The organism is Arthrobacter sp. Cza30, assembly GCF_059090765.1.
Genome location: NZ_JBNHGA010000007.1, coordinates 125,870 through 140,687 on the forward strand (window position 1 = coordinate 125,870; position 14,818 = coordinate 140,687).

The following is a 14,818-nucleotide window of genomic DNA, read 5'->3' on the forward strand; positions in this document are numbered from 1 at the left end:
CACCGGTGACGGTGCTTCCGGGAGTCCCCGCACCGGTTGCGGTGCTCCCGGACGTCCTCGCACCGGTTGCGGTGCTTCCGTGGCTTTCCGGACCGGTCATGGGCTCTGCCTCCATCTTGTCGGTAGTGCGCGAGTGTCCATACCTTCAAATTATCATTCTGCCCCAGTCTGGCCCCTCAGCCGTAGGGAGTAGTTTCACTGGAGGGCTGTGGAACAAAAAATAAGAGTAAACGCTTACGTTCACCCGCCCTGCGAACTAGGCTGGCAGGCAGCCGGTGTCCATGCCCGTTTCCGCAAGGGATCAGTGATGAGCAAGGTCGTGCAATTTCCACAGCAGTTCCTGTGGGGCGCCGCGACGGCCGCCTACCAGATCGAAGGTGCGTCCAGCGACGACGGCCGCACCGATTCCATCTGGGATGTCTTCTGCCGGCTGCCGGGAGCGATCGTGGGCGGCGAGACCGGCGAACGGGCCTGCGACCACTACCACCGCTACCGCGAGGACGTCGCCCTGATGTCATCCCTGAACCTGGGCGCTTACCGGTTTTCCACGTCCTGGCCGCGGGTCAAACCGGACGACGCGGGCGTGAACCCGGCCGGCCTGGATTTCTATTCCCGCCTGGTGGACGAACTGTGCGCGGCGGGCATTAAGCCCTGGCTCACGCTGTACCACTGGGATCTGCCGCAGGCGCTGCAGGAGAACGGCGGCTGGGCGAACCGGGACACCGCCTACCGCTTTGCGGAATATGCCCTGGCGGTCCATGAGGCGCTCGGTGACCGGGTACGCGTCTGGACCACGCTCAACGAGCCATGGTGCTCGGCATTCCTCGGCTATGGTTCGGGTGTCCATGCCCCGGGTATCCAGTCGAGGCCGCAAGCCCTGGCGGCCATGCACCACCTGCTGCTGGGGCACGGGCTGGCCACCGACGAACTGCGCCGCCGCGATCCGGCCGCCGAGCTGGGCCTCACCCTTAACTTCACGGTGGCGGATCCCCTGAATCCGGAGGATCCCGTCGATGTGGACGCCGCCCGCCGAATCGACGGCCAGTTCAACCGCGCGTTCCTGGACCCCGTCTTCCGCGGTTCCTACCCGGCGGATTTTCTGGTGGACGTGGGGCCGTACGGACTGGAAGCCAGTATCCGGGACGGCGACCTGGATCTGATCGGAACCAGGATCCAGGTGCTGGGGGTCAACTACTACCACGGTGAAGCGGTGACCGGGCACCCCCGCCCGGACGCGGAAAACACGCATGCCGCCCCGGTCGAGCGTCCGGTGGCGCCGCCCTACCCCGCGGCCGACCATGTCAGCTCTGTTCCCCGCGGGCTGCCCACGACGGCGATGGGTTGGGAAATCCAGCCGGAAGGACTGCACCGGCTGCTCGTCCGTTTGCAGCACGAGTACAGCGGGCCGGCCAAGACGGCGCTCTTCGTCACCGAGAATGGGGCGGCCTTCGACGACGAGGTCTCGGCCGACGGCGCCGTGCATGACCGGCAGCGGCTGGAGTTCCTGCGCGCGCACATCCTGCAATGCCACCGTGCCATCCAGGACGGCGTGGACCTGCGTGGCTACTTCGGCTGGTCGCTGATGGACAACTTCGAGTGGGCCTGGGGCTACAGCAAGCGCTTCGGCCTGACCCGGGTGGACTACGCCACCCTGGAGCGTACCGTCAAGGACAGCGGCCGCTGGTACGCGCAGGTCGCCGCCGGCAACCGGGTCGCCTCGGCCTAGCCAAAGAAAAATCCCGCAGCCGGCGCGGGGTGCGGGATTTTGCCTTGCAGCTCCCCCGACTGGACTCGAACCAGTAACCCTTCGATTAACAGTCGAATGCTCTGCCAATTGAGCTACGGGGGATTGAAGCGAGTAAAACTCTAGCAGGACGGCGCCGCGGAGACGAAATCGGCCTCGCGCGGAGGACCCCGGACGCACAGGATCCCCGCCTCCTGCAGAAGACGGGGATCCTGTGTTTGTCCGCTCCCCCGACTGGACTCGAACCAGTAACCCTTCGATTAACAGTCGAATGCTCTGCCAATTGAGCTACGGGGGAAAGAAATCATCCGCCACCGGCGGTTTGACCTCCAACAGCATACTCAATGGAGGCCGGAACTTGCCAATTGAAGGCCCGACCCTACTCCGCGCGAAGGGCGCGCCGCTGCATCTCCAGTTCCATCAGTTCACGGTTGATCTGCTGGAAGCTCTCGGGATCGGACGTTGGATCCATCCGTTGCAACTGGCCCAGCTTGTCGGCCTTCAGGTGGGTGATCTGCAGGTCCTGCAGCCGGTTCAGGATCCCCCGGCAATACAGCCGCAGGGCGTCGTCGTTTTGGGCAGGCAGCGGGGTCACCGCAAGTTCCGAGACGAAGGTGCGCAGCTCCTCCGGGACCTCCTGGCGGATGGTCTCCACCCACTGCGAGGGTGTGGCACCGGAAACACCGGCCGCCCGGACGGCGCCGTGGATGGCCACATGCACGGGCGCCAGGAAGCGGGCCTGCATGAACTGTTCCCACTGGTTGGCATCGAGGAGGCCGGGCTGCTGGATGGCCACTTCCAGTGCCTGGTGTTCCAGGCGGACTACGGGATCACGCAGGTCCGGCCGCGGAAAGGCGGGAGGTGGCGCGTACTGGCCGGATTCCCGGGCGTAGTCCATTCCTCCGCCGGCCTCGGCGCCCCGGCCGTAGCCGTGCTGCGCGGCGTGCCCGTAGGCAGGCTGGCCGTCCTGTTGCCGGGGGGGAGGATTTCCCGGATTCCATGCGTCCCGGCCCTGCTGACCGCCGCCGCGCCGGTAGGGTCCGGGCGGCTGCTGGTTGCCGCGGTTCGATTCCTGCCCGCGGTCCTGCTGGCCCCGCTCGCGGCCCGCCGCCCGGGTCCCGGATTCCTGTCCCCGTTTGGCGGCCCCGGCCACCGCGCGGGTGACGTCTTCGATGTCCATGCCCAGCCAGCCGGCGAGTTCACGCGAGTAGCCGGGTCGCATGGCGGGGTCCCTGATCTCGGCAACCACCGGTGCAGCGGCACGCAGGGCCTGGACCCTTCCTTCAACTGTGTCCAGGTTGAACTTCTTCAAGGTGGCCTTGATCGCGAACTCGAACAGCGGACGGCGGGAGCTGATCAACTCGCGCACCGCACCCTCGCCGTGGCTCAAACGCAGGTCGCACGGATCCGCGCCGCTCGGCTCGACGGCTACGTAGGTCTGGGCGACGAAGCGCTGGTCTTCCTCGAAGGCCCGCAGCGCGGCCTTTTGGCCCGCCTCGTCGCCGTCGAAGGTGAAGATGACCTCGCCGCCGGTCCCGTCGTCGGAGAGCAGGCGCCGCGCAATCTTGATGTGGTCGGTGCCGAAGGATGTGCCGCACGTCGCCACGGCCGTCCGGATGCCCGAAAGGTGGCACGCCATTACGTCCGTGTAGCCCTCCACGACCACCAGTTGGCGGTTGCGGGCGATGTCCCGTTTGGCTAGGTCGATGCCGTACAGGACCTGCGACTTCTTGTAGAGCGCCGTCTCCGGCGTATTGAGGTATTTGGGCCCCTGATCGTCCTCGAAGAGCTTGCGGGCACCAAATCCTATGGTCGCGCCGGTCAGGTCGCGGATGGGCCAGATGAGCCGGCCGCGGAAACGGTCATAGATCCGGCTGTTCCTGCCGTCGGAGCCGTCCGATCCGCCGGAGAACATGCCGGTCATGCGCAACTCGTCCTGGGTGAAGCCGCGGCCGGTCAGGTGCTTGAGCAGGCCGTCCCAGCCCTGCGGGGCATAGCCCACGGCGAACTGTTCCGCGGCGGCCTGGTCGAAGCCACGTCCGGAGAGAAACTCCCGAGCCGTCGCGGCACCCGGGCTCTGGAGCTGCTCCCGGAAGAACTCCGCGGCAACCTTGTGTGCGTCCAGCAGCCGCTGCCGCTTGCCCACGTCCTCCCGGCGGGGGCCGGTGCCGCCGTCTTCGTACCGGAGCGTGTAATTGATCCGGTGGGCGAGTTTCTCCACGGTCTCGCTGAACGTGGTGTGATCCATCTTCTGCACGAAGGAGATGACGTCGCCGCCCTCGCCGCAGCCGAAGCAATGGTAGGTGCCCACCTGCGGACGGACGTGGAACGACGGCGACCGCTCGTCATGGAAGGGGCACAGGCCCTTGAATGAACCGATGCCGGCCGACTTCAACGTGACGTAGCCGTCGATGACTTCCTTGATGTCGGTACGCTGGCGGACTTCATCGATGTCTTCACGCTTAATGAGTCCGGCCATAGTCCCATGGTATGCAGCCGTGCCAAATCGACGGCGGAACCGCCGGCGGCTTGTGCAGGAGGCGCCGCGCGCAGCCGCCTGTGGAGGGAAGCTGCGGGGCCCGCAACCTCACAGGAGGGTGCGGTGGGACCCCATCAGGCGTTCGTGCAGCGCCAGGGCGGAGACATCGGTGAGCGAGGCGATCTGGTCAATGACCACGCGAAGGCGGCCGCCGTCGTCGTCCGCATCCCGCCAATCCGAGGCGAAGGGTTCCTCCAGATGCTTCTCCCCCGTGGCATGGAGCTCGCTGACCAGGTCGTGCAGGATCTCCTGCTGGTGTTCGTAGACCGGCTGGCGCAGGTCCGCGGTCATCACGAATGTGGTGGCCAGGCCCTTCATCACGGCGATCTCGGTGGCGGTTTCCTGCGGCACCACCAGCTCCGCTCCGTAGCGGGTCAGCTGCTGCGGGCCGTAGATGGAGCGGGTGGCTTCCATCGCGCTTGAGCAGAAGCGGCCGATCAGCTGGCTGGTCATGTCTTTCAGCGCGGCCATTGCCTTGCGGCTGCCGTCGGCCTCGCGCACCCAGACGCCGGAGCGCTCCAGCCGGATGAGCGCCTCGTCCACTTCCTGGGCGTCACTGGAGGGCAGGTACCACTGCTGGGTGTAGCCGATGACCCTGCTGCGGGTGTCGGCGCTGTCCAGCCACTTGAGCTGGATGCGTCCGGCCACGATGGCGTCTTCGACGTCGTGCACGGAGTAGGAGATGTCGTCGGCGAGGTCCATCACCTGGGCCTCCAGGCAGGACCGGCGCTCCGCGGCGCCTTCGCGCAGCCAGTTGAACACGGGAAGGTCGTCTTCGTAGGCGCCGAACTTGCTGGTGCGCTTGCCGTGGATCACCGGCGCGTCGTCGGCGGACCACGGGTATTTGCAGGCCGCGTCCAGGCTGGCCCGGGTCAGGTTCAGCCCGGCCGGCGATCCGTCCGGGCGCAGGATCTTGGGCTCCAGCCGGGTCAGCAGCCGAAGTGTCTGGGCGTTGCCTTCGAAACCGCCGATGGCGTGGGCCGCGGCGTTCAGCGCGGTCTCCCCGTTGTGGCCGAACGGGGGATGGCCCAGGTCGTGGGACAGGCAGGCGGCATCCACCACGTCCGGGTCGCAGCCCAGGGTACGACCCAGTTCGCGGCCGACCTGCGCCACCTCCAGGCTGTGCGTCAGCCGCGTCCGCACGAAGTCGTCCGTGTCCGGGGACACCACCTGGGTCTTGGCGCCCAGCCGCCGCAGGGCCGACGAGTGCAGGACCCGGGCCCGGTCGCGTTCGAACTGCGTGCGGTAGGTGCTCTTCGGCTCCTCCGTGTACCAGCGCTCCTGGTCGAACTCCGTGTAGCCCGGCGTGGGCGGGGCCGGGCGCCCGGTGCGTACCTCAGCCACCGGAGACGTCCAGTTCAGCGGCGGCGATCATGGCCTTGTGATCCGCGTTCAGCTCCCGGCTGGACAGCCAGCCGTCGGGCAGCGCCGTGCGTTTGGGCGAACCGGCCCGGCCGCGCGGGCCTTCGGCGTCCGCCCCAGGGTAGGGAGCGTCGGCATCCAGTTCGGCCAGCAGTTCGCGCAGCACCCCGAGGGTAGGCACCTGGGCCAGCGCGGCACGCAGCTCTCCGCCCACCGAGTATCCCTTGAAGTACCAGGCCACGTGCTTGCGGATATCCCGCAGGGCCTTGCCCTCGTCCTCGAAGTAATCCACCAGCAGCTCGGCATGCCGGTAGAAGCTGTCCGCGACGTCCTTCAACCCGGGGCGGAAGCGCCTGTCGGTTCCTTCGAAGGCGGCCTGCAGGTCACCGAACAGCCACGGCCGGCCTTGGCAACCACGGCCGACGACGACGCCGTCCACTCCCGTTTGGTGCACCATCCGCACCGCATCCTCGGCGCTCCAGATGTCTCCGTTGCCCAGCACCGGGATGTCCGGCAGGGCTTCCCGCAGTTCGGCGATCGCGTTCCAGTCGGCCTTGCCCGAGTAGAACTGGCTGGCAGTGCGGCCGTGCAGTGCCACGGCCGCAACCCCGGCGTCGCGGGCGATCTTGCCGGCCTCGATGAAGGTCAGGTGCTCGTCGTCGATTCCCTTGCGCATTTTGATGGTCAGCGGCACGTCGCCCTTGGCGGCCTCGCGGGTCGCGGCCTGGATGATCGCGGTAAACAGTTCGGTTTTCCAGGGCAGCGCCGAGCCGCCGCCGCGGCGGGTGACCTTCGGCACCGGGCAGCCGAAGTTCAGGTCGATGTGGTCGGCGCGGTCTTCCTCCACCAGCAGCCGGACGGCGGCGCCGACGGTCTTGGGATCCACGCCGTAGAGCTGGACGGACCGCACGTCCTCGTCCTCATCGTGCGAGATGATCCGCATGGACTCCCGGTTGCGTTCGACCAGCGCGCGGGACGTGACCATTTCCGCCACATACAGGCCGCCGCCGTACTGGCGGCAGAGCCGGCGGAACGCCTTGTTGGTGATGCCGGCCATGGGTGCCAGCACCACCGGGGTGTCGACGGTTATCGGGCCGAGTTTGAGCGGCGGAAGCTCGAGCTTGGCGGCCGATTCGGGGGCAGCGGTAAGTGTCACCCCACCATTCTCTCAAAACCGGGCAAATCCGTCCGCCGGCACCCCCGCCTGTGGACTTACGGCCCGGTCCGCTTCGCCGCCGTCCCTCCCAGCCGCCGGGGTTTGTTCGCGTCCGCGGGACAGCCCGGCCGCGCGCCGGCCGCCAGGCGCGCAGCAAGCCGTCAGGCGCGCAGCAGGCCGCCCGCCATCCGGCGGCCCTCAGGCGCGCAGCAAGCCGCCGAGGGCGCTGTCCGTGAAGTGTTCGAGCAGGTCCTGCGGGTCCCGGTATACCTCTGCCGCGCCGGCGTGGAGCAGGGTCGCAGCGGGGGTCCCGCCGCATTCGAGGCCGATGCACGGGATCCCGAGGTCTCCCGCTGCCTGGACATCCCACACGGCGTCGCCCACGAAAACGGTGTCTGCGGGCTGCAGGCCCGCCGCGTCCAGGGCCGCTTGCAGGATGTCCGGCGCCGGCTTGCTGTTCTCCGCGTCCGCGGAGCTGGTGGCGGCGGTGATGGACCCGTCGGCGTCGATCACGCGGCGCAGCACTTCCAGCTCCGTTCCCTCGGCGGAAGAGGCCAGCACGACGGCGAAACCCTCCTCGGCGGACCGGCGCACGAGCTCACGGGCACCGTCGAAGCGGCGCAGGGCCGGCCAAAAGGTGGAGAAGACGGTTCCGTGGGCGGCCTTGAGGTCCTCGTCCCGGGACTGGTCGCGGTCCTCGTCGAGCAGCTGCGCGATGAGCCTGCCGCCGCCCATTCCCACGCAACGGTGGATGGCTGCCATCGGGACGTCGAGACCCGCCTGCCGGAAGGCCTGCCACCAGGCCAGCACGTGCAGGTAGTTCGAGTCCACCAGCGTCCCGTCCACGTCAAACAGCACGCCCTTCATGAGCACTCCTCCCGACGACGGTGATGGTTCTTTCGGCACCTGCGCGGGCGCGGCGCCACTGTGTGCAGTCTAGCCGCTCGGGTCGCCGGGCCTGCCGTGGCCGGCCGGGGCTTCCGCCCCGGGGTCCCGCACCCCGGCGTCGGCGGCCGCGGCGGCCGCTCCGGGCCCCCGTACCCCCGCGTCAGCATCCGCTGCGGCTCCGGCCATGAGGTGCCGGGGGCCTGACCGCTCCCCCGCCGCCGCCGGGCCGCGGATGCCGGTGGCCTTGACCACCAGCACCGCGATCAACGTGGTGATCGGGATAGCCAGGACCAGGCCGATGGATCCGACCAGGGTGCGCACAATCTCCTCGGCCAGTTCCCCGCTGGTCAACGTGGCGAACAGCGGCCGGTCGTGCAGCGACACCAGGATCAGTACCGGAAGGGACGCGCCGGCGTAGGCGAAGGCAATGGTGTAGACGGTGGAGGCGATGTGGTCCCGTCCCACGCGCATGGCCCCGGTGAACAGGCGCCTGGCAGAGGCACCGGGAGCCAGTTCGTACATCTCCCACACCGCGGAGGACTGGGTGATGGTGACATCGTTGAGCACGCCCAGGCCGGAGATGATCAGCCCGCACATGATCAGCCCGGAGACGGAGAGGCTGCCGCCCAGGTTGATCAGCTGGTAGGTGTAGTCGTCGTCCACGCCGGTCAGGTAGGCGGCGTCGGTGGCCCAGGCCGCCAGCAGGGCGGTCACGCCGAGGCCGAACAGGGTGCCCAGCAACGCGGTGGACGTGCGGGCCGAGAATCCGTGCGCGAAGTAGAGCACCCCCACCATGATGACGACCGAGCCGATCAGCGCCAGCAGCAGCGGCGGCTTGCCTTCCATGAGGCCCGGCAGGATGAACTGCGCCAGGACCAGGAAACCGCCCGCCAGCCCCAGCATCGCGCGGAAGCCGCGCCAGCGGGCCACGGCCACCACGACCAGGGCGTAGAGCACGGCCAGCAGCACCATGGGGACGCTGCGCACGAAGTCCACGAAGACGTAGGCCCCCTCCTGCCCGCCCATGACGCCGGAAAGATTCAGGTAGCGGATGGTGTCGCCGGCCTCGACGCCGCGCGAGGCCGCGATCTCCGGCGTGATCTCCACGGGCAGCGGTGAGCCGCCGGCGTCGGGCTGGGTGTAGGCGACCAGGCACTCCTGCGCCTCCATGCCGGCGTCCACCGCCGCCTGCGAGGTGGGGCAGTCTTCCAGCTCCACCCGCTGCACGGTGCCGACGTCGAAGGTCACCCCGGGCGCCGCGGCATAGGGATCGGGGACGTTGGCTCCTGCTCCGTCCCCGGAGGGCCAGAGCAGGATCATGCCCACCAGGGTCAGGACGGTGACCGGCAGCAGGATGGCCGCCAGGAGCAGGTTGGCTCGCCGCCGGGCGGCGAGGGCGGCGGCTCCGGGCGTGGAGGTTCCGTGACTGTGGCTGTGCCCCATCCGTCAGTCGCTGACGATGGAGGTTTCCGGACCCAACTGGCGCGCGAGACCGGAGTCCAGCAGCGGCTGCAGGACGGCCAGCACTGCAGTCATCGAGTCGTCCACCTCCAGCTGCACCGGGTACTGCGCCACCAGCATGGCCAGCAGCGCCCGCACCGCGGCCTGGGCGTCCTCGGCCGGCAGCGCGGTGTCGTATCCCATCAGCACGTCGGCCGGGGCATCCGTGCGCTCGTGCGTGTAGCTGACGGCGAAGGCCTGGATGGTTCCGCCGTCGGACTTGGGCGCGCTGCGCAGCACCACCGCGCCGCCGGCCCCCGCGCTCTCGCTGAGCAGCATCTGCTGGGCACGTCCCACGGTCATGTCCGCCCGGTCCCACACGTGCACCGAGTTGTAGAAGTCGGCCACGGCCCGGGTCAGTTCCACCGACCCGGTGGCTGCCTCCTCCAGCTGCGGACCGGTCTCCCCGAGGTCCGGCAGCGGCAGCGCGCCGGGCGAGACCAGCACCACGCGCGAACTCTGGATCTGGGCCAGGCCGGCGGCCCGGGCGAAGGCGGCGCCGGGGGTGTCCGGCTCCACCTTCGCCCGCAGCTTCCGCACGCCCGACGGCGCGTGCTCGGCCTCGGCGCGGAGCCGTGCCAGCAGGTCACGGGCAACCCCGGCGCCGCGGTGGTCGCGGGCAACCTCGACGTACACCCACAGCCGGTCCGGATGCAGGCTGGTCTCGTAGACCGTGCCGGCGGCAACGGCTATCCCCTGGTCCTCGGCCACGATGCACCGCGACCACGGCTGGTCGGCGGACGGGCGGAGCATGGCACGGAAGTGACCGGCCTGGCCGGTTTCCGGGTCGCCCCAGATCTCCAGCAGGGCCAGGTCATCGTCCTCGCGCCAGTCACGGTAGGTCAGCTGGGCCATGGTTCTCCTTTAGGGGGGTGCGCTGCCCTGGTCGGGCGGCCGGACGGTTGCCGCAGCGGCCGCGGACGCACGGTCCGCGGCCGGGTCAGGCTCCGATCAGGCGGGCTGCCAGATATCCTTCGACCTTGTCCAGGGAGACCCGTTCCTGCGCCATCGAGTCGCGTTCACGGATGGTCACCGCCTGGTCCTCGAGCGTGTCGAAGTCCACCGTGATGCAGAACGGCGTGCCGATCTCGTCCTGGCGGCGGTAGCGGCGGCCGATGGCACCGGCGTCGTCGAAGTCGATGTTCCAGGTCTTGCGCAGCGCCTCCCCCAGCTCCTTGGCCTTGGGCGAGAGGTCCTCGTTGCGGGACAGCGGCAGCACGGCGGCCTTGACCGGGGCCAAGCGCGGGTCCAGCCGCAGCACCGTGCGCTTGTCCACGCCGCCCTTGGCGTTCGGCGCCTCGTCCTCGGTATAAGCGTCCACCAAAAAGGCCATGAAGGACCGCGTGAGCCCGGCGGCCGGCTCGATCACGTACGGGGTGTAGCGCTCGTTGGTGGCCTGGTTGAAGTAGCTCAGGTCGGTGCCGGAATGCTTGGAGTGGGTGGACAGGTCAAAGTCCGTCCGGTTGGCGATGCCTTCCAGCTCGCCCCACTCCGAGCCCTGGAAGCCGAAGCGGTATTCGACGTCGGTGGTGCCCTTGGAGTAATGGCTCAGCTTGTCCAGCGGGTGCTCGAAGAGGCGGAGGTTGTCGCGTTTGATGCCCAGGTCCACGTACCACTGCAGCCGGGCGTCGATCCAGTACCGGTGCCACTCTTCGTCCGTCCCGGGCTCCACGAAGAATTCCATCTCCATCTGCTCGAACTCGCGGGTGCGGAAGATGAAGTTGCCCGGGGTGATCTCATTGCGGAAGCTCTTGCCGATCTGGCCGATGCCAAACGGCGGCTTCTTCCGCGAGGTGGTCAGGACATTGTTGAAGTTCACGAAGATGCCCTGCGCGGTCTCCGGGCGCAGGTAGTGCATGCCTTCTTCCTGGGCGACCGGGCCCAGGAAGGTCTTGAGCAGGCCGGAGAATTCCTGGGGTTCGGTCCACTCGCCCTTGGTGCCGCAGTTGACGCAGGCGACGTCCTTCAGCCCGTTTTCCGGGGCGCGGCCCTTTTTCTCCTCGTACTCTTCTTCGAGGTGGTCGGCGCGGTAGCGCTTGTGACAGTTGAGGCACTCCACCAGCGGGTCGGAAAAGACGTCCACGTGGCCGGACGCTTCCCAGACCTGGCGCGGCAGAATGACCGACGAATCCAGTCCGACCACGTCGTCGCGGCCGCGGACCATCGTCTGCCACCACTGGCGCTTGATGTTTTCCTTCAGCTCGACGCCGAGCGGCCCGTAGTCCCATGCGGAGCGGGATCCACCGTAAATCTCACCAGCCTGGAACACGAAGCCGCGGCGCTTGGCCAGCGAAATGATCGAATCGAGGGCTGATTTGGCTGCTGCCATGAGGTGGTTCTCCGTATCTCTCCAGGGCCGCTGGGTGCGGTCCGAGGGTTGTCATGGCACAGATCCGCCCGGCTGCTGCAGGTACGGATCGGCGCATAGCGAAGCTACAACGTTAGCCTACCGAAAACGGGAACCCGAACCCGAACCGCGCGGATCCATCGGCAGGCATCAGGCATGATGGTTCCATGGCTTCCGACGAAATGCATGACGTGCCGATCCGCGACGAAATGATCCGGCTGGGCCAGCTGCTGAAGCTGGCCAACCTGGCCGACGACGGGATCCAGGCCAAGGAGTTCGTCGAGAACGGACTGGTCCAGGTCAACGGCGACATCGAAACGCGCCGCGGCCGGCAGCTGCACGCCGGGGATACGGTCAGCTGCAACGGCCACACGGTGCGGGTCAGCCGCGGCTGACCCGCACGGGGCCGTTTGCTACTTCCCCTGCAGCACCTTGTAGGTCAGGAACTCCTTCACATGCGCCAGTTCCTGGGCGTTGATGCCGTGGCCGATGCCGGGGTAGAGGACCTTGGTCAGGTCCACATGCTCGTTCGTCCAGGCGTGGGTGAACTCGATCTTGTCCGGGGTGATGACCTGGTCCGCCTGGTCCCGGCCCCAGAAGAGCGGGGGTTGGATCGCCTTGACCGCATCGTCGCGGAAGAAATCGTTGCCCGCTGCCGGCACGGCGAATCCGGACAGGCCGACCACTGCGGCAATTTCCTCCGGGCGGTGCCGCAGCACCGAGGTGGCTACCGCCATGCCCATGGAAAAGCCCAGCACCGAAACGCTGCTGTGCTGGTCCTTGACTCCGTCCAGCCAGGACACCACGTCACTGACGGCCTTCGTGACCTTGTCCACGGAAAAGTCCGGCTCGTGCATCAGGGGGAACCAGGTAAAGCCGGGTCCCATCGCCACCGGCGCGCGCACCGCCGCCACGGTGAATTCCTCCGGCAGCCCGGGCACCAGGCCCATCAGGTCCTGCTCGTGGGATCCGTAGCCGTGGAAGAGCACCAGCAGGGGCGTCCCCGCCCGCTCCTGTTCGGGTTTGGACCAGGCAACGACGGGCTGATAAGCAGTTTCAGTCATGCGTTCCATGATGGCACAAAAAGACCATTGCTTGAAAGTTAAAGCTTCTTAAGGTGTCGGATCTCCCAACCCCGGGCAGCGGCCCGGTGCTCGGAACCCTGCCGCTGCGGGCTACCCGGCCCCGCCGCTCCGTTCGAGGTGCGCCGTCAGCTCGGCGACGAACCGCTTGCTTCGATGTGCGCCGTCAGCTCGGCGACGAACCGTTCCGGATACTCCACGTGCGGCGAATGTCCGCAGTTTTCGAGCAGCACCTCGGTGAAGCGCCCGCCGTTGGCCGCATACTTTTCCAGCACCGCCCGGGTCTGCGCGACCATCGGCTGCAGCGGGGCCGCGTCCTCCCCCGGCCAGCCGGGCACCAGGCCGGCCTTTCCGAGGCAGTTCAGGTCGAAGAATGAAGCATCGGAGACGATCGCATCGCTGTCGCCGTGGATCCAGAGGATGTCCGGCTTGTCTGCCAGGTCGAAAATGCCGCTGGCGTCGAAGACCCCCGGCGCCATCGTGTTCAGCACCCCCCTGCGTCCGGGAGCGAAGCCGGGCCAGTTCGGCGAGGGGACGGAATCGCCCGGATAGTTGTCGGGGCCGGTCTTGGTGCTGAGCATCGATTCGACCCAAATGCGTTCGTAGGGCGATTGGAACCCGGCGTGCACATAGGTCGAGCGGTACACCGACAGCGGCGAGGCAGGCGCGTCGTCACTGGTGTCCCCGGCTTGCAACCGCGCCACGAAGTCGGGGTTGGCTCCCCCGCCACCGGTGCCGGCGTCATCCTCGGTGAGCCTCCGTCCCTCCGGTCCCGCCGTCCCGCCGAACCCGTACGGCGAGACCGGAGCCTGCAGCGTCAGGCTGCGGACCGGACGCTCCAGCGCGTATTGCATCGCCACGCCGCCGCCCATGCTCCAGCCGACCAGGTGCAAGGGGCCCAGTTGCAGGGTGTCCAACGTGGCCTGAAGGTCGTCGGAAAAGTCACGCAGCCCGCGGCCGGCGTCCACCGGCGCCGGGTCCGTGCGGCCGAAACCCCGCAGGTCCACCGCGAGCACGCGGTAGTCGGCCGGCAGCGCCTGCATCGCCTCCTGCCAGAACAGCGCGGAGGAAACATTCCCATGCACCAAAACCACCGGGATGCCGTCGGGCCGGTCGCCGTCGCGCTCGAGGATGTTCACCGTCAGCCGCTCCGTCGGCACGCGCCGCGCCACGATTCCCGCCAGCAATTCCATCTCAGCTCCTCGAGGTCGAGGCGGCCGCCGTTGGCCGCGTCAAGCACACAGTAGCGGGGAAATCGGGCGCTGACCATTACTTTCTGAAACGTGATTCAGGTATTAGGTCACGCCTGCCTGTGCGTCCCCCGCGGCTTCTTGGGACAATGTACCTGTGAGTAACTTGTCCCTTTCCGAAACACAAGCGTCCGTCGCCGCGGCCCGCCATCCCTGGAGCCGTTTCGTGGCCCTGGGTGATTCGTTCACTGAAGGCATCGGCGACCCGGACCCCGGGAGCCCGGGCGGACACCGCGGATGGGCCGACCGCGTGGCCGAGGAACTCGCCCGCGGCCACCATGACTTCGCCTATGCCAACCTCGCGATCCGCGGCCGTCTGCTGCAGCAGATCATCGATGAACAGGTCGAACCGGCCCTGGCCCTGCAGCCGGACCTCATCTCGATCTGCGCGGGCGGCAATGATGTGATCCGGCCGGGAGGCGACCCGGACGCCTTGGCCGAGAAGTTCGATCGCGCCGTCACGCGGCTGGCAGCGTCGGGAGCCACCATCGTCCTGTTTACCGCGCCCGACATCGGCGATACGCCCGTCATCGGCAGTGTCCGCGGCAAGGCCGCCATCTACAACGAGAACCTGCGCACGGTGGCGGCCCGCCATAACGCCGTCGTGGCCGACATGTGGGCGCTGCGCCAGCTGAAGGCACCGCAGATGTGGGCACCGGACAGGCTGCATTTCTCCCCGCTGGGGCACCACACCATCGCCGCCATGGTCCTGGACGCCCTCAACGTGGAGCATTCGCTGCAGCCCGAGGCGCCCAAACCGCTGCCGCCCAAGAACTGGCGCACCGCCCGCACCGAGGACCTGGTGTGGGCACGCCAGCACCTGGTCCCGTGGGTCCTGCGCCGGGTCCGTCAACAGTCCTCCGGCGACGGGATCCTGCCCAAGCGGCCGGCCGCCGACCCCTTCTTCGGTCCGGGCATGCCTCCCGGCGCCGCCGGGTAACAGGAGCAGC

General features: G+C 68.2%; 12 protein-coding genes and 2 tRNA genes. 3 read left to right on the plus strand and 11 right to left on the minus strand.

The annotated features are described in order from the left end of the window. The first annotated feature begins 307 nt into the window (after nucleotides 1-307). Complete coding sequence (locus AC5RVZ_RS23430) at nucleotides 308-1,726, plus strand: GH1 family beta-glucosidase (RefSeq protein ID WP_494068044.1); 1,419 nt, start codon at nucleotides 308-310, stop codon at nucleotides 1,724-1,726. Nucleotides 1,727-1,776: 50 nt separating this feature from the next. Here AC5RVZ_RS23430 and AC5RVZ_RS23435 read toward each other — a convergent pair. From AC5RVZ_RS23435 to AC5RVZ_RS23475, 9 genes are all read right to left on the minus strand, one after another. Next, nucleotides 1,777-1,849 (minus strand) — tRNA-Asn (locus AC5RVZ_RS23435). 120 nt (nucleotides 1,850-1,969) lie between these two features. Further along, nucleotides 1,970-2,042 (minus strand) — tRNA-Asn (locus AC5RVZ_RS23440). An 81-nt stretch (nucleotides 2,043-2,123) separates the two neighbouring features. Beyond that, entirely contained in the window at nucleotides 2,124-4,223 is a 2,100-nt protein-coding gene (gene dnaG / locus AC5RVZ_RS23445; protein ID WP_494068045.1) for a DNA primase, read from the minus strand. 108 nt (nucleotides 4,224-4,331) lie between these two features. Next, complete coding sequence (locus AC5RVZ_RS23450) at nucleotides 4,332-5,627, minus strand: deoxyguanosinetriphosphate triphosphohydrolase (protein WP_494068046.1); 1,296 nt, start codon at nucleotides 5,625-5,627, stop codon at nucleotides 4,332-4,334. Beyond that, a complete protein-coding gene (gene dusB / locus AC5RVZ_RS23455) occupies nucleotides 5,620-6,801 on the minus strand; it encodes a tRNA dihydrouridine synthase DusB (RefSeq protein ID WP_494068047.1) in 1,182 nt (393 codons plus the stop codon). The genes AC5RVZ_RS23450 and dusB overlap by 8 nt, the downstream gene beginning before the upstream one ends. A gap of 198 nt (nucleotides 6,802-6,999) precedes the next feature. Next, entirely contained in the window at nucleotides 7,000-7,668 is a 669-nt protein-coding gene (locus AC5RVZ_RS23460) for an HAD family hydrolase (protein ID WP_494068048.1), read from the minus strand. Nucleotides 7,669-7,737: 69 nt separating this feature from the next. Beyond that, complete coding sequence (locus tag AC5RVZ_RS23465; RefSeq protein ID WP_494068049.1) at nucleotides 7,738-9,132, minus strand: YibE/F family protein; 1,395 nt, start codon at nucleotides 9,130-9,132, stop codon at nucleotides 7,738-7,740. A gap of 3 nt (nucleotides 9,133-9,135) precedes the next feature. Beyond that, the gene (locus AC5RVZ_RS23470; protein ID WP_494068050.1) at nucleotides 9,136-10,044 is read right to left on the minus strand and encodes a GNAT family N-acetyltransferase; all 909 of its coding nucleotides are present in this window, start codon (nucleotides 10,042-10,044) and stop codon (nucleotides 9,136-9,138) included. 85 nt (nucleotides 10,045-10,129) lie between these two features. Further along, complete coding sequence (locus AC5RVZ_RS23475; protein ID WP_494068051.1) at nucleotides 10,130-11,518, minus strand: glycine--tRNA ligase; 1,389 nt, start codon at nucleotides 11,516-11,518, stop codon at nucleotides 10,130-10,132. A 185-nt stretch (nucleotides 11,519-11,703) separates the two neighbouring features. Between AC5RVZ_RS23475 and AC5RVZ_RS23480 the strand changes: the two genes are divergently transcribed. Continuing rightward, entirely contained in the window at nucleotides 11,704-11,931 is a 228-nt protein-coding gene (locus AC5RVZ_RS23480) for an RNA-binding S4 domain-containing protein (RefSeq protein ID WP_494068052.1), read from the plus strand. 18 nt (nucleotides 11,932-11,949) lie between these two features. Here the strand turns inward: AC5RVZ_RS23480 and AC5RVZ_RS23485 are convergent, their stop codons facing one another. Together AC5RVZ_RS23485 and AC5RVZ_RS23490 are read right to left on the minus strand one after the other, a co-directional pair. Continuing rightward, nucleotides 11,950-12,600, minus strand: a complete 651-nt coding sequence (locus tag AC5RVZ_RS23485) for an alpha/beta hydrolase (protein ID WP_494068053.1) — start codon at nucleotides 12,598-12,600, stop codon at nucleotides 11,950-11,952. Nucleotides 12,601-12,746: 146 nt separating this feature from the next. Then, entirely contained in the window at nucleotides 12,747-13,811 is a 1,065-nt protein-coding gene (locus AC5RVZ_RS23490) for an alpha/beta fold hydrolase (RefSeq protein ID WP_494068054.1), read from the minus strand. 163 nt (nucleotides 13,812-13,974) lie between these two features. Between AC5RVZ_RS23490 and AC5RVZ_RS23495 the strand changes: the two genes are divergently transcribed. Beyond that, entirely contained in the window at nucleotides 13,975-14,808 is an 834-nt protein-coding gene (locus AC5RVZ_RS23495; RefSeq protein WP_494068286.1) for an SGNH/GDSL hydrolase family protein, read from the plus strand. The last annotated feature ends 10 nt before the right edge of the window (nucleotides 14,809-14,818 follow it).

Excerpts from the sequence above, each read along its gene's own strand:
- AC5RVZ_RS23460 (WP_494068048.1), bottom strand. The coding sequence starts at position 7,668 with ATGAAGGGCGTGCTGTTTGACGTGGACGGGACGCTGGTGGACTCGAAC.
- AC5RVZ_RS23465 (WP_494068049.1), bottom strand. The coding sequence starts at position 9,132 with ATGGGGCACAGCCACAGTCACGGAACCTCCACGCCCGGAGCCGCCGCC.
- AC5RVZ_RS23490 (WP_494068054.1), bottom strand. The coding sequence starts at position 13,811 with ATGGAATTGCTGGCGGGAATCGTGGCGCGGCGCGTGCCGACGGAGCGG.
- AC5RVZ_RS23480 (WP_494068052.1), top strand. The coding sequence starts at position 11,704 with ATGGCTTCCGACGAAATGCATGACGTGCCGATCCGCGACGAAATGATC.
- AC5RVZ_RS23470 (WP_494068050.1), bottom strand. The coding sequence starts at position 10,044 with ATGGCCCAGCTGACCTACCGTGACTGGCGCGAGGACGATGACCTGGCC.
- AC5RVZ_RS23485 (WP_494068053.1), bottom strand. The coding sequence starts at position 12,600 with ATGACTGAAACTGCTTATCAGCCCGTCGTTGCCTGGTCCAAACCCGAA.
- dnaG (WP_494068045.1), bottom strand. The coding sequence starts at position 4,223 with ATGGCCGGACTCATTAAGCGTGAAGACATCGATGAAGTCCGCCAGCGT.
- AC5RVZ_RS23430 (WP_494068044.1), top strand. The coding sequence starts at position 308 with ATGAGCAAGGTCGTGCAATTTCCACAGCAGTTCCTGTGGGGCGCCGCG.
- AC5RVZ_RS23475 (WP_494068051.1), bottom strand. The coding sequence starts at position 11,518 with ATGGCAGCAGCCAAATCAGCCCTCGATTCGATCATTTCGCTGGCCAAG.